Source organism: Corynebacterium pseudodiphtheriticum, assembly GCF_023509295.1.
Classification (GTDB): domain Bacteria; phylum Actinomycetota; class Actinomycetes; order Mycobacteriales; family Mycobacteriaceae; genus Corynebacterium; species Corynebacterium pseudodiphtheriticum.
In genome coordinates this window covers 1,522,731-1,536,267 of the sequence record NZ_CP091864.1, presented here as the reverse complement: position 1 = coordinate 1,536,267, position 13,537 = coordinate 1,522,731, and the positions used below count along the sequence as shown (strand labels likewise).

Genomic DNA, 13,537 nt, shown 5'->3' with positions numbered 1-13,537 from the left:
ATGATTATCACCGAAATTTCCGGAAACCTCGCGAATTTGCCAGATGGTGGCTCTGAGCGCACCATCGACTGGGTGGAATTCGACAACGAAACCCGCTTGAAGCGTGTGCAGCGCGCTCGCGCTAATTCCGGTGCAGAAGTTGCCCTGCGTTTTTCCGGTGACTTCACGGAGCTGAAAGACGGGGACGTTCTTTACGACGATGGCGAGAAGCTGTTCGTCGCCAAGATCAAGCCGACTGATGTTTTGGTTATCACGCCAGAATCTGTGCAAGAAGCCCTGCGAGTTGCACATACCCTCGGGAATCGTCACCTGCAGGCACAATTCTTCGGTACTGATAGCCAGTTCGGTGCCGAGGTGATGGTGGTGCGCTACGATCATACGGTTGAGCATCACCTGGACCATGTCGGTGTGTCCTACGAGCGCACCGAACACGTAATGCCGGAGGCGTTCCGCCATGCCGAACACACCCACTAAGGCCGTGGACTCTGCCGAGATCAGCAACCGTGGCTATGCACAACTAGTGCTGTGGCACCTGACTGATTCCGCGTTACCTACCGGTGGCTTCGCCCACTCTGCGGGTATGGAGGTCTCGGTGCAATCCGGTGAAATCGATTCACCGGACACCTATGGCAAGTGGCTCCACGGCTATCTGCGACAGGCAAGCTATTCTGAAGCTCTCGCTGTCCGCTTCGCTGTTGAACTGCAGCAAGCTGACCTCAGTGCTGAAGAGAAACAAGAACAATTGCATTCTCTAGATCAGTTGGTGCACGCCTGTCAGACCCCCAAGCAGGTCCGTACCTCGATGAACTCGATGGGCAAACGGATGTCCCGAGTCGCTGCAATCATCGCCCCGGAGGACGTGCTGGTATCGCACTATAAAAAGAGCCTTACCGACCGCAGCTTGCACGGAAACCCAGGGATCGCCGCCGGGCTCGTCCTCGGTTCCGTGGGGGTCGGCGCGCGGGAAGCTGTCACCGCCTATCTCATGCAGATGGCGAATTCAATGACGCAAAACGCGATCCGTGCTATCCCATTGGGACAAGATGCGGGCCAGCGCGTGCTTGTACAGGCGTACCCAGCGATCACGCAGGCTGCGGAAATGACGATGGAGCATGACGTCAGCGATCTTGGGGTCGTGGCACCACGTCTCGAGGTTGCGCAGATGGCTCACGAGAGCTTGATCTCTCGAATGTTCATGTCCTAGATCTCTAACTAATCTGTTGCCGAGAAGCGTTGTAGCGTGTAGCGCTACACCAGTAGTACACAAACGAAAGGAACTTGTTCCGTGAGCATTATTAAAATCGGAGTTGGTGGCCCAGTTGGTTCGGGTAAAACCGCGCTAATCGAACGCATTACCCGCGCCCTGGACGGCGAGGTGTCAATGGCCGCGATTACCAATGATATTTATACGACGGAAGACGCAAAGATCCTCGCCCGCGACGGTCTGCTACCCGTAGATCGCATCATTGGTGTGGAAACCGGTGGTTGCCCGCATACCGCAATTCGTGAAGACACCTCCATGAACGAAGATGCCATCGAAGAGCTAATGAACCGTCACTCGGATCTAGAGTTGGTGTTCGTGGAATCCGGCGGAGATAACCTCTCTGCGACGTTCTCGCCAGAACTGGTTGATTTCTCGATTTACATTATCGACGTGGCGCAAGGTGAGAAGATTCCTCGCAAGGCTGGCCAGGGCATGATTAAATCCGACATGTTCGTGATCAACAAGACTGACTTGGCTCCACACGTGGGTGCTGATCTGCAGGTGATGACGGATGATTCCAAAGTCTTCCGCGGCGATAAGCCATTTGTGCTGACGAACCTCAAATCTGACGAAGGCCTGGACAAGCTTGTCGAATGGATTCGCCATGACGTGTTGATGCAGGATTTGGCTGATTAGTATGTGGAAGCTCCCGCAAGACCGTTTTTTGCATGATCCGCCACGCAAAGAAATGGGCGAGCTGGAACTCGGCATTGCCTTAAGCGATGGCAAATCAGTAGCAACCAAGCAATACCATACCCGGGCTCTGAAAGTGATCCGCCCGCATTACCTAGATGATTCCGGGCAGGTTTACTACATCATCGTGAACCCGGGCGGCGGATACGTCGGTGGCGATGCGTACCGCATTGCTCTGGACGTCGACAAGAATGCGTCTATGTTGATCACCGATCAGTCGGCGGCGAAGGTGTACCGCACGCCAGACGAGTACGTCGTGCAGAATATGCACTTCACCGTCGCAGAGGGTGCAGTATTGGAATATGTTCCGGACCAGCTCATTTTGTACCGGGACGCGGATTTCCGCCAGCACATCACCGCTAAAGTGCACCCGACGGGAAGTTTGTTCATGTCGGATATTGTTACTCCGGGATGGTCGCCAGACGGGGAACAGTTTCAGTACACCCAGGCGCATTTGCGTAATGTCGTGGAAATTGACGGCGAAACCGCCCTGGTCGATAACCTCCGGTTGTGCCCGCAAGAAACTGAGTTTGATGAAAATCTCGATTTTGCCATGGGCGGGCGGACCCACGTTGCGACCGCCATTTGCTTCGACCCTGCTGTTGACGATGATCTGCTGGCTGCCGTTCGTAAAGTGGTAGCAGAACACGCCGACGCGGACGACTCCATGGAAGCAGCGATCACCGCCACTGAACGCCCGGGTTTTGTTTTGCGTGCAATCGGCAAACGAACAGAAGAGCTCTTGTCATTGGTTCTGGCGGTTGCTGGGGTAGTTCGCGCTACCCGCGGCCAAGGCCCGATTAATCTGCGTCAGTACTAGTTGCTTGCTGGGCAGTGATCGCGAGGTCTTGCGCCAGCGATCGGTGCCCAGCAGTTTGCATGGCGGGCTTAGCCTTCGTGCTCGCTGCCCATGAAATGCAGTAGCTTATGTGCATTTTCATCTTTGATCGCATAAAACATTGAACGTCCCTCGCGTCTGTAGGCGACTGTGCCGTTGAGCGCCATGGCGCGCAGTGCGGCAGAGCAGGTAGCTACGCGCACGCCTGTGGTTTCCGCAAGCTCACTGACGGTGAGAACATACGGTCCTGCGAAATGCAGGGCCGTTAGTATTTTCAAGCGTGTGATATCCCCGAGAATGCGGAAAGTGGCGCTCCAGTTTTCGGCGCGTTCCAAATTGATTTTGAGATCGGGCATACCTGCTCCTGAGAATGTTTTGCGTACTCCATATTTCAGCTTAGCGCTAACTTTAGATAATTTCTCATTCAATTGAATGGTTGATAGAATTAAGCTGTGAAAAAGGCTCACTCCGAAGCTCAGCTGGCTTCGCACAACGGGGCACAGCAGGGCGACGCTGAACCTGACAGCCCGAAACGCGCTGGCGGATCCGTATATTCTGGGAATTAACTCAGGTGCTAGTACTGGCGCCGCGCTGGCGATTTTGTTCGGTGTGGGCGCAGGTTTTGGTGAATACGCTTTGCAAGGTGCTGCTTTCATCGGCGCGCTCGCAGCGTCGACGGTGACGATCGTTTTCTGGTCCATGGGGCGCCGCATTGATGCCTTGACCGTTGGCGACGACGCCGCGTTGACGTTGGGGGTGAACCCGGATCGCATGCGCGTCATCCTGGTGGTGTTGACCTGCATACTTGTCGGCTCTGTCGTGGCCATGGCTGGCTCGATTGGTTTCGTTGGTTTGGTAATTCCGCACGCTGCCCGCCGTTTGGTGGGTGGTTCGCACCTCCACATGATTCCGGTCGCCGCATTACTGGGAGCTAGTTTGCTGATCGCCGCGGATATTGGTGCGCGCACGCTGCTGGCACCGCAGGAAATCCCAATCGGTATCTTGACCTCCCTGGGCGGCGCACCATTTTTGATTTTGCTGGTTCGCCGGATGGGAGTTTTGAAATGATTACTGCTGAGAATATTTCTTATCAGGAGATCATCAAGGATATTTCCTTCGAAATTCCCGATCACGGTGTTGTTGGCCTAGTGGGGCCAAATGGTTCGGGCAAAACCACGCTGCTGCGCACGTTTTTTGGTGCTCTACAACCGACCGAAGGCAGGGTGCTTCTGAACGGGACACCTCTGGCCTCGATGCGGGCGCGCACAATCGCCCACGAGCTTTCCGTGGTGGCGCAAGATAGCGGGGAACCACCTGGATATTCACTACCAGTTGGAGGTCTTCAAACTGATCAAGGAATACCGCGCCAATGCCACGGTTGTGTTACACGACCTGAACATGGCGCTGGAGTACTGCGATTGGATCCATTTGCTGGAAGAAGGCCGGCTGGTGGAGTCGGGGCCGCCTGGCGACGTACTCGTCCCGGAAATCCTCGAGCCCATCTACAACGTTCGCGTGGTGCGCACAGAGCACCACTTACACTTCGAAAGGTTAGAAAAATGAAAAAACTAGCACAAAAGAAATTTGCCCCGCTCCTGATTGCACCACTGATTCTGGCTGGCTGCAGCAGCGCAGAAACCGCGGTGAAAGAACACAAGATTCTGCCGATGCTGCTGGCTTTCGCTGAGCCACCATCACCACTGGCAATTAATGGTGTTGAGCAGCTGAAGAAATTCTTGTCTGAAAACTAGCCCAACGCTAACCGCGTACCTGATCGGCGGCCTGGGCGGCAGTGATCAGACCCAGTGGCACCCGCACCATTTCATCGGCACCCACATTGTAAGAGCGTGAGATAAGCCCCGTAATCAGGTAGCTGCCGTCTGGTTGCGGTATGAGCCACGGATCGGCCACCGCGACCTCCGCCAGGGTAAAACGTGCGGTGGTGATCACGGTGCCTTTGTACTTGCGCACGCCATCGCCGTTTTCTGCGGCCGCATCTCGGGTGAATGCCACGCGGTGTGCATCCACCTTGGTGGCTCCATTCTTGGCGTTTACCCCGCCTTTGGTGATCTCCGCGAAACGGAAGGCAAGGTCGGCGTCGAGAAGAAGATCAGGTTGGGGTGGTGCAGGGGTGTTTGGTCCTGGTTCGGGCGAGTAATTCAGCGGAATATAAAACTCCTCGGCCGCATTAATGGAACCTGCGCCGGGGTAGACATACACGCCCCAGTTATCGCCCGGGGTGGTTTCGGGTGGATCCACCACGATGCGGGCGGTGAACGAACCGTCAGCATTCATCGGCTGCTCCTGCCGCGCGATAGAGCGGCGCATATCAATGGCTCCTGCGGGAATACTGTCCAGAGTGCCCTCTGGCATGACCCACGCCATGCGATCGTGTGGGTGGGTGCGGGTGGATGGATCTGCGCCCTCGCTGGGCTTCCAGTGCGCGGGGAATGCTCCGTATAGGGCGTAGAGGCCATTGGGCACACCCGGCGGGACGGGGAGGGGAAAGCCGCCTTGGTTAGCCTCGGGGGAGAATCCGGTGCCATGCACGAGCAGCACGTCGCCACGGTGGACAGTGGCACCATCGACGGGGGTGCCGTCTTCGAAAGTCACGGAAATCTGTGGGTTTTCAGAAACCTTTGGGAAAATTGGTAGATCATCCGGAATCACGGGAGCGGCGGCGTGGGCGCTGGGAGTGATCTCTGGCGTGCCAGGAGCAAGCGTGCTAGCTGCAAGAGCGAGCGTGAGCACGGCGGCGGACAGTGATGCTGCGCGGGATGGGAGGTGAGGGTTCATATTATTCAGCGTAGTTCACTAACAGGTTTGCCAATCTCAATTTTTTATGGTTTGTCTCACCTGGGGCACTTCATATCGTGTGCGCGACGAGCAAAGGCGTGCAGTACGGAAAGAAGTTAATGGAGTGCTCGTAAACGTCGCGTGGGTTGTAGAAGACGGAAAAGCTGTTTTGAAGACGGCTTATCCAGTCCGAGGTAAAGGGGTGATGAAAGTGCGGGGTGGGAAACTGGTTACACCCACTAACTCGTTTAATAGCGACGAATTCTTCTCTAAAGTTAGGAAACAGGCATGACACCATCGATTTATGGCATCAATGCTGAAGATGCAGCCGATGACGTCGATGGCGCGTTAAGAAGATTGTGGGAAGAGTTCTTGACCGATTACCTACAGGAATTTCAAACTCCAAATGCGATTGATGACACTAATGGAGGAGAATTTGACCTATCGTTTGAGTACGCAATTCATGCATTGATTGCTGAAGACATCATAATCAGCGAACAGTGGCTTGATGTGCTCGAAGTAGCGATTTATCTAGACCCCTGGGATCGTGAAAAGTTCGCCGACTACGCCAAGCGCGTGCGCGCACACCACGCTAAGGCAAGCGCTTAACCCGAAAGATTCATCACCCAGCCGGCCCGATCATTATCGCGCCGGCTGGGAAAGCGGTCCAGAGTGCTCAAGCATTTGGCGTTGATGTCTCAATGCTCCGTTGCAGCAGCTCCGACGAGACCCAGGAGCATGTCGAGACGCTCAAGGAAGCATTCGACAAGCTGCAAGCAAGGTATTAGCTCTCCGCATTCGTGGAGAAGAGACATGCTTGACGTGTTCTACTGCCAGCGACTTGGCATTACCCCGCGTGCGCGGAGAAGCGAATGATGGCGGGCGTATTACACGGCTCTCAGCTCTTTGTATAGGCGGGGGATATTTCTTAGGCCGTAGCCTACTGCCATAGCAAAAGCTCCGTATAGGATAAGAGTGACTTCAATAGGCGCGGGTAGGGCATTACTGATTATGAGCGCTACTCCGAGTGTGGTGGTGATTATTTTTTCCATGATGGGTACTTTCTGTTGTAGGGTGGGGGTCAATCCCCTGCCACTCGGTTTGGCAGGGGATTATTTTAGTGGTCTGCTTTAGAATAACCTCCACGTGTGCGGAGGACACCTGCTGTGCACCGCTGTTGTGCCTGGCATTACCCCGCGTGCGCGGAGAAGAGCATGGAAAAGTTTCGGTGAAGCTTTACCAACACGCACTTGGGCAGGCAGCCGCACCGGCGCAGACCATGGTGCCTGCAGCACGAAGCCGTGCAGAATGGATAGATAAACTGCGCCCATTCGAGTTGGTCCGTCGACAGACGCAGCACTAGTGAGAAGCTAGGAGAAACCCCGCACGGTCAGCCCTTACTCGAGCACAGTCACTAGACTGGAAGGCATGCAGCGCTGGGTCATTCACATCGATATGGACGCGTTTTTCGCTTCCGTCGAACAGCTGACCCGGCCCACTCTGCGCGGCCGCCCCGTCATCGTCGGTGGCATGAATGGCCGGGGAGTTGTCGCCGGGGCTTCCTATGAGGCCCGCAAATTCGGGGTGTCGTCTGCGATGCCTACGTACCGCGCGTTGCAACTCATCGGCTTTGGTGCGGTACAAATCCAGCCGCGTAAAGCTGTGTACTCGGCTGCCAGCAAACGCGTGTTTGAGCTGATTCACCAGCGCGTGGACCTGGTGGAACAACTCTCTATCGACGAAGCGTTCATGGAACCTGCCGAACTCATCGGAGCCACCGCGGCAGAGGTGAAAGACTGGGCGGATAACCTGCGCGCAGAAATCAAAGAAATCACCGGTTTGCCGTCGTCGATCGGCGCGGGTTCTGGAAAACAATTCGCGAAAATCGGCTCGGGCCAGGCGAAACCAGATGGCTCCAAGATCATTCCTGTCGACGAAGAACTGGAATTTCTACACCCGTTGCCCGTCGGCAAGCTGTGGGGCGTGGGCCCAGTAACGGCGTCAAAGCTGCAGGCCATCGGCGTGACGACGATCGGTGATCTGGCGAATATGAGCGAGCGGGAGGTAAAAATCTCGTTGGGCGGTACCGTCGGCATGGACTTGTGGCACCTGGCGCGTGGCATCGACGAGCGGCCGGTGGCCCCGCGCGCAGAGGCGAAGTCACATTCGGCGGAACAAACCTTCGCCAAAGACCTGACCACCGCCGCAGAGGTGGACGAAGCGCTTGGCTGGGCTGCGGAATCTGCGCATAAACGCTTGCTTGCCGACGGCCGGGGCGCGCGCACGGTCACGGTGAAGTTGAAGATGGCGGATTTTCGCACCGAAACTCGCTCAGCTACCCTGCCGTACGCCACCGATAACGCCGAAACCTTGCGCGCGGTCGCCGGCACTATTGTCCGTTACCCAGCAGAAACCGGTCCCGTGAGGTTAGTCGGCGTCGGCTATTCGGGTTTAGAGACCGCTCGGCAAGACGTGTTGTTTCCGGAGCTGGACCGCGCGGCACAACGGCAGGTCACAGCAAGCGCGAGTGGTGGCTTGAGCATGGAAGAGCCCACCATGGTCACCGGTATTCCGGGCGCGGATGGGGTAGTGGTTCCGGGGGCTGTAGAAGACGCGGCGGCCGAACAAGCCAGTGCGCCTGAGCTTCCGGGAAGCCATTGGCGTGCAACCCAGGATGTGTTCCATCCCGATTATGGCCACGGTTGGATTCAGGGAAGTGGGCACGGGGTGGTGTCTGTGCGATTCGAAACCCGAGCCACCGGGCCTGGCAAGACCCGGACTTTCCCTGCTGATGACCCGCAATTGGTGCCGGCGGACCCGCTCGATTCACTAGCGTGGTACGACTGGTTAGCCGAAAAGTCGCATTAATCGAAGCAGCGGAATAATTCTTCCGGGGCTGTGCCGGTGGCCAAGGCAATAATCAAGGCTAGCCGCGCTTGGCCTGGATGCACCGTGCGTGCGGAAATCGCACCGTGTTCAGCTAAGGTAGCCCCGCCACCGCCACCACCGTAGGCTAGTTGCACTGCGCCGTGGGGCACACGTGTGGCCACGACAACTGGGATTCCTTGTTGTAGTGCACGCCGTGCGGCCTGCCCGAGTTCTGCGGACATATTCCCGGACCCCAGTGCTTCGATGACCACCCCGTCGACGCCTGTATCCACGGCGTAATCTAGCAGCTCCGCGGTGGCGCCGGGATATCCTGCGAGCACGGGCACCCGGAAGCCGGATAAAGATGGCAGCGTGGCGAATTTTGGTACCGCTGCCGCACTACCGTGTGTGATGAAAGCTGTGAGCTCTGCAGTGTGGCGTTTGTGTACCGCGGTAGCAGGCAGATTCTGCCCGCCGAAATGCACTTCCACGGTATTGGTTGGGAGCAATTCCACAGCGCGGCTGATTGCGCCCGCCAGGTTGCCCGGCCCGTCGGTCTCCGGATGGTCGAAGGAGCGTTGTGCCCCCGTGAACACCACTGGCGCACCGTGCACCAGCAGGGCAGCGGCGAAGGCAGATTCCTCCATAGAATCTGTGCCATGCGTGACGACGACCGCGTCCACCGCAGGATCAGTAGCTTGTTCGGCGATGGCAGCCAGCAGTGTGTCCAGCTCTGGTAGGCCGATCGAGGAAGAATCTAGCTGCAGCGTGTCGTGGACACGGAAGGTGAGCTCGTCGACAAGCTTGTTGTGTCCGGTTGGTTGCTGGCGAAGTTGTTGTTGCGCGGCGTCGACAAGCTGTTGGCCGCTGACTGTGGGCACGAGTGCGCCGGATTCATCGGCGGTACATGCGATGGTGCCGCCGGTGCAGATGACGGAAATCTGGCGAGTCATGAATTCAAGTATAAAAGGCACACGGGTAAGATTTCTTCGAGCGCTACGAGTATCAAAGCTGTGGCTTCGAATTTGCTTACGCAGATGTCTATTTTGGAGGATTAACCGTGAAATTCACGAAAACGAGCATCGCCGCCGCGACCGTCGGTTTGGCGCTGACCCTGGCGGCTTGCTCCGACGACGCCGACAACGCGGGTACCGCCGCCGAAAGCACGAAGAAAGCAGAATCGAGCACTTCGGCCAAGGCCGCGCCGGTTGAGCTGCCTACCAAAGAAGTGCTGAACGACGTTTTGCAGCGCGCTGCAGACCCGAACCTGCCTGCAGAAGAGCGTGTACTCACCGTCGAGGGCGGCGAGGAATTCCCAGAGCTGTTCGACACCATGGCTGCCGCAAAGATGGAATCGGGAGCTGAATTCAACGTCGTCGATCCGGTTTTGCCGGGTTACACCGAGGGATCAGCGTTGGCGACCGTCGCCTACTCTTTGCCAGAGCGTGAGGTGCAGCCTGCCGATAACGTCGAGTTCATCTACCAAGATGGTCACTGGAAGCTTTCACGTGAATGGGCCTGCGTCTTGGTTATCAACACTGTGGAACCAGAGCAGGTTCCAGAGGTCTGTATGGATGGCGGCGTTGAAGTACCACCGAACGAGGCAGAAGTTATCGACGAAGGCCACCAGGAATTGCCGGAGGCACACAACGAGCACGGAGAGCACCCAGCTCCTGCGCAGTAAATAATTATGGGCCCGGAGTTCATTATGGGCCACGAGTTCTTAGACTCGCGATAGACAAAGACCGCCTGCACCAGATGAGATTGGTGCAGGCGGTCTTTTGTTTGCATCGGGTGCTCGAACTTAGTTCACAACCGGAGCCATCCAGGACAGGATGTTTGTTTGCAAGAAGACTAGGGTGCAGAGCCCGATCAGCAGGACGATGGAGTAACCAACCACCGACTTGAAAATCGCGCTTTCCTTGCCTTCCATGCTGACGGCGGTGGCCGCAATAGCCAGCGATTGTGGTGAGATCATCTTTCCGACGACACCACCGGTGGTATTAGCTGCCAGCAACAGGTCTGGGTTGAGGCCGATGTTATTAGCGGCGGTGACTTGCAGGTTTGCGAACAGTGCGTTGGCGGATGTGTCGGAGCCAGTAATCGCGGTCCCGACCCAGCCCAGAACTGGTGCCAGGAAGCCGTAGACAGCACCGAGCGAGGCGACGTAGGTGCCCATGGCGACGGTTTGGCCGGAGTAGTTCATGACATAGGCCAGCGCCAGAACCATGACGATGGTCAGTGCAGTCCAGCGCATCTTGTATGCGGTGCTGGTTAGCTCACTGACGACGTCGCTACCTTTGACGCGGAACTTACCGTTGTGGTTGTAGATTCCGTAGATAACCGCAACGATGATTCCGGAGATTAACAGCAGCGTACCTGGGTTATTGATGATCTTGAAGGTGTACGAAGTGTCGATGACATCGCCGGAGGCGTTAACCAGACGGTCGGTGAGCAATGGCCAGGCGAAAGAAATTTTTGCCTTATCTAGGATGCCCGGGATGGTTTCGCCGAGGTTTGCGAGACCAAAGATGACGGTAACGATGGCATACGGCATCATGGCCATCCAGACGCGAGACTTGGTCAATACCTCGCCATCGTCTTCGCGTTCTGGGATGTCAAGACGCTTACGCATGGCGGCAACGCCCTTGGGTTGCCACACGCGCAGGAAGGCGAAAGCAGCGCCCAGGGAAGCCAGGCAGGCGACGATGTCGGTGAGCTGGTAGGCGAAGAAGTTTGATGCCCACCATTGTGCGATTGCGAAGGAACCACCAATGATTGCTGCTGCCGGAGCGGCTTCGCGCACACCGCGGAATCCGTCGAGGATGAACAGCAAGATAAACGGCACTAAGAACGCGAAAAATGGAGCCTGGTGCCCGACGATGGCTGCGATGTTTTCAGTCTGTTCGACGGTACGTCCGCCGACGTTACCTGCGGTGGTAATTGGGATTGCGACGGCGCCGAAGGCTACCGGGGCGGTATTAGCCAGCAGAACTGTGGTGGCGGCCTTCAGCGGCTTTACGCCCAGGGCCAGGATCATGGTTGCGGTAATTGCCACTGGAGCACCGAATCCGGCAAGTGCTTCCAGCAAACCACCGAAACAGAAGGCAATGAGGATGGCTTGAATACGGATATCGCCGTTACCGAGGGCATCGAATGTGCGGCGCAGGTCTTGGAATCGGCCGGAAACGACGGTGACCTGGTAGAACCAGATCGCCATCATGATGACCCAGACGATCGGCAATAGGCCGAATAGACCACCGCGGAAAGCTGACGAGAGCGCAGCGTCGACTGGCATGCTCATGCCGAAAATGGCAATCAGCAGTGCTGCTAGTAGGGCCGCGGCGCCTGAGGTGTGTGCGCGTGCTTTCACGAACAACAGCATGACGAAGAAGGTCACCAATGGAACGGCGGAAATGAGGGCGGTGAGCCCGAGACTTCCTCCGATAGCTTCGGTATTAACCATAAATTGGTTCACGGGAGACTCCGAACTGTGAGGTGGATAAAAAGCTTCGTAATGAGGCGTTACGAGAAGATACTTAGCTGACTGCGTAGCATCCGCCGCGCTGGTGCTGGTGCATCCATCGCGCTGATGCATTGGGAATGCAGCACGTCGCTAAATCGATTCAGGCACCCGGAAAATTGGGGCACAAACCGGTAACATGAGTCACGAAAATGACGTTAACACAGCCCAATTCACGAAATTGAATTACCTGCAAAACACAGTTTCTGGGGGAGCGTTTGGTACGGGATTCTGAGAAGCAGCGGGCGTTTGCCGACGAAACCCGCGCCAATACGGCGGTTGGTCAACCCGTCGGCATTATGCAGAGAACCTTCGTGGCATGTGCTGCTATTGCGCGCTGCTAAAACGCATTCGAGTGGAAGAATCCTGCACGACGCTGGCTGCACCGTCGTCGTTGCCGTAGACCACGCGGGTGGTGAAATCGAGCTCGCCTGCAACCGGCAGTGGCTGTTTCATATCCACGGTCAAAGAACCACGTGAGCGAGTATCGGTGCTAGTCACATTCAAAGTGTCGTCGGCAAAACCTTCCGCGCCAGCATGCCCCTCTAAGGACAACGCCCCGAGTGCGGGACGCTGCTCGACGGAGATATCAAGTTTCACCTCATCGCCAGAAATTTCGGTCACCGTAAACGTCGTGGTTTGCAACATGGTTGCTTCGCCGGTGACACGAGAATCCACTGACCATTGCGCGCCAACGCCGACTGGCTCGTCCGGGAAAATCACGGGTGTGGACACCAACTTCGTCAGCGATTGTTCCACAACAGCACGCGCCTGATCGCTAGCCTGCTGTGGTGCGGCCAACAGCAACGTATTTAACTGGCCATTATTTTCAGCCAACCACCCGAAGCCAAAACCGTCGGCAGAAGCGATCTCCTCTGCTAAACCTGCCGCACTCAAGCTGGTCTCATCAGTAGAGTCATTGTTATTTTTGGTTCCGGAAATATGTGGGTCGCGCACCCGGAAATCGACATGTCGCGCAGAATCTGCACCGGGAGTCGAGTCAGTAAAACCTTCTGGAACCAGCACGGAACCAGCCACCGGCAGAGTAGTGGTCACCAAATCTCCCAGTTCCGGAGCCTCGGTCACCAGCTGATCATTTTTCATGACCAGCTGCTGAAACCCTTCTGATACTTCAATATCGACTGCTTGCTCGGAACTCACGTCGTTGTAGGACAGAAGCTTGCGCTCGCCCGTACCGGTAGACAGCACCTGGATGCGTGGTGCGTCCAGCGGAAGCCCGACGGCTTGTTCCGTAGCAGGGGCTTCGCCACGACGCTCACCCGCGCTACCAGCACTGGCGCCCGCGCTGTTGCTGGTCTCATCGTTTGCCGAGCCCTCGTCACCACAGGCCGCTAATAGCAGGGCCGACGTCGTCAAGAGGGAAGCCACAGCAAGGCGGCGGGATTTGGCGTCGCGCCACGAACGGGCAGAGCGCCGCGAATGGGCAGAGTGCCGCGAACTAGCTGAGTGGCGAGAATTGGCTGAGCGGCGAGAACCCGTCGAGCCACGAGAAGCAGAATGGGAAAAAGCAGCAGCAGAAATCACCCTTGCCAGT

General features: G+C 56.8%; 14 protein-coding genes and 2 pseudogenes. 11 read left to right on the top strand and 5 right to left on the bottom strand.

Annotation, left to right across the window (positions count from 1 at the left end):
- The 4 genes from L9H78_RS06895 (at window position 1) to L9H78_RS06880 (ending at window position 2,777) form a co-directional block, all read left to right on the top strand.
- The gene (locus L9H78_RS06895) at window positions 1-474 is read left to right on the top strand and encodes an urease accessory protein UreE (protein WP_249619643.1); all 474 of its coding nucleotides are present in this window, start codon (window positions 1-3) and stop codon (window positions 472-474) included.
- Complete coding sequence (locus tag L9H78_RS06890; protein ID WP_249619642.1) at window positions 455-1,204, top strand: urease accessory protein UreF; 750 nt, start codon at window positions 455-457, stop codon at window positions 1,202-1,204. Before L9H78_RS06895 ends, L9H78_RS06890 begins: the two co-directional genes overlap by 20 nt.
- A gap of 81 nt (window positions 1,205-1,285) precedes the next feature.
- Window positions 1,286-1,900 (top strand): urease accessory protein UreG, encoded by a 615-nt coding sequence (gene ureG / locus L9H78_RS06885; protein ID WP_021352269.1) that lies wholly within the window; start codon window positions 1,286-1,288, stop codon window positions 1,898-1,900.
- A gap of 1 nt (window position 1,901) precedes the next feature.
- Window positions 1,902-2,777 carry an urease accessory protein UreD gene (locus tag L9H78_RS06880; RefSeq protein WP_249619641.1) on the top strand — a complete coding sequence of 292 codons (876 nt, stop codon included), beginning with the start codon at window positions 1,902-1,904 and terminating at the stop codon, window positions 2,775-2,777.
- A 68-nt stretch (window positions 2,778-2,845) separates the two neighbouring features.
- On the opposite strand, the gene L9H78_RS06875 is transcribed toward L9H78_RS06880, so the two are convergent.
- Window positions 2,846-3,223: an ArsR/SmtB family transcription factor gene (locus tag L9H78_RS06875; RefSeq protein ID WP_347276355.1), complete on the bottom strand. Its 378-nt coding sequence runs from the start codon at window positions 3,221-3,223 to the stop codon at window positions 2,846-2,848.
- A gap of 79 nt (window positions 3,224-3,302) precedes the next feature.
- Here L9H78_RS06875 and L9H78_RS06870 point away from each other — a divergent pair.
- The 4 genes and pseudogenes from L9H78_RS06870 to L9H78_RS06855 form a co-directional block, all read left to right on the top strand.
- Window positions 3,303-3,863, top strand: a pseudogene (locus L9H78_RS06870) (FecCD family ABC transporter permease); the annotation flags it as partial.
- Window positions 3,860-4,054: pseudogene (locus L9H78_RS06865) on the top strand (ATP-binding cassette domain-containing protein); the annotation flags it as partial. The pseudogenes L9H78_RS06870 and L9H78_RS06865, both read left to right, overlap by 4 nt.
- Window positions 4,055-4,127: 73 nt before the next feature.
- On the top strand, window positions 4,128-4,358 hold the full coding sequence (locus L9H78_RS06860) for an ATP-binding cassette domain-containing protein (RefSeq protein ID WP_249620798.1): 231 nt from the start codon (window positions 4,128-4,130) through the stop codon (window positions 4,356-4,358).
- Window positions 4,355-4,546: a hypothetical protein gene (locus L9H78_RS06855; protein ID WP_249620797.1), complete on the top strand. Its 192-nt coding sequence runs from the start codon at window positions 4,355-4,357 to the stop codon at window positions 4,544-4,546. The genes L9H78_RS06860 and L9H78_RS06855 overlap by 4 nt, the downstream gene beginning before the upstream one ends.
- 7 nt (window positions 4,547-4,553) lie before the next feature.
- On the opposite strand, the gene L9H78_RS06850 is transcribed toward L9H78_RS06855, so the two are convergent.
- A complete protein-coding gene (locus L9H78_RS06850) occupies window positions 4,554-5,591 on the bottom strand; it encodes an HtaA protein (RefSeq protein ID WP_249619640.1) in 1,038 nt (345 codons plus the stop codon).
- A 288-nt stretch (window positions 5,592-5,879) separates the two neighbouring features.
- On the opposite strand from L9H78_RS06850, the gene L9H78_RS06845 reads away from it, so the two are divergent.
- Complete coding sequence (locus L9H78_RS06845) at window positions 5,880-6,200, top strand: hypothetical protein (protein ID WP_249619639.1); 321 nt, start codon at window positions 5,880-5,882, stop codon at window positions 6,198-6,200.
- A gap of 819 nt (window positions 6,201-7,019) precedes the next feature.
- The gene (locus L9H78_RS06840; RefSeq protein ID WP_249619638.1) at window positions 7,020-8,459 is read left to right on the top strand and encodes a DNA polymerase IV; all 1,440 of its coding nucleotides are present in this window, start codon (window positions 7,020-7,022) and stop codon (window positions 8,457-8,459) included.
- On the opposite strand, the gene L9H78_RS06835 is transcribed toward L9H78_RS06840, so the two are convergent.
- On the bottom strand, window positions 8,456-9,412 hold the full coding sequence (locus L9H78_RS06835; protein ID WP_249619637.1) for an asparaginase: 957 nt from the start codon (window positions 9,410-9,412) through the stop codon (window positions 8,456-8,458). The two genes, L9H78_RS06840 and L9H78_RS06835, sit on opposite strands and share 4 nt — an antisense overlap.
- Before the next feature lie 107 nt (window positions 9,413-9,519).
- Here L9H78_RS06835 and L9H78_RS06830 point away from each other — a divergent pair, with 107 nt between their 5' ends.
- Window positions 9,520-10,143 carry a WKL family lipoprotein gene (locus L9H78_RS06830; protein WP_249619636.1) on the top strand — a complete coding sequence of 208 codons (624 nt, stop codon included), beginning with the start codon at window positions 9,520-9,522 and terminating at the stop codon, window positions 10,141-10,143.
- Between the two features lie 120 nt (window positions 10,144-10,263).
- Here the strand turns inward: L9H78_RS06830 and L9H78_RS06825 are convergent, their stop codons facing one another.
- Together L9H78_RS06825 and L9H78_RS06820 are read right to left on the bottom strand one after the other, a co-directional pair.
- Window positions 10,264-11,925 (bottom strand): L-lactate permease, encoded by a 1,662-nt coding sequence (locus L9H78_RS06825; RefSeq protein ID WP_430622751.1) that lies wholly within the window; start codon window positions 11,923-11,925, stop codon window positions 10,264-10,266.
- A 384-nt stretch (window positions 11,926-12,309) separates the two neighbouring features.
- Entirely contained in the window at window positions 12,310-13,527 is a 1,218-nt protein-coding gene (locus L9H78_RS06820; protein WP_249619634.1) for a hypothetical protein, read from the bottom strand.
- Between the last annotated feature and the right edge of the window lie 10 nt (window positions 13,528-13,537).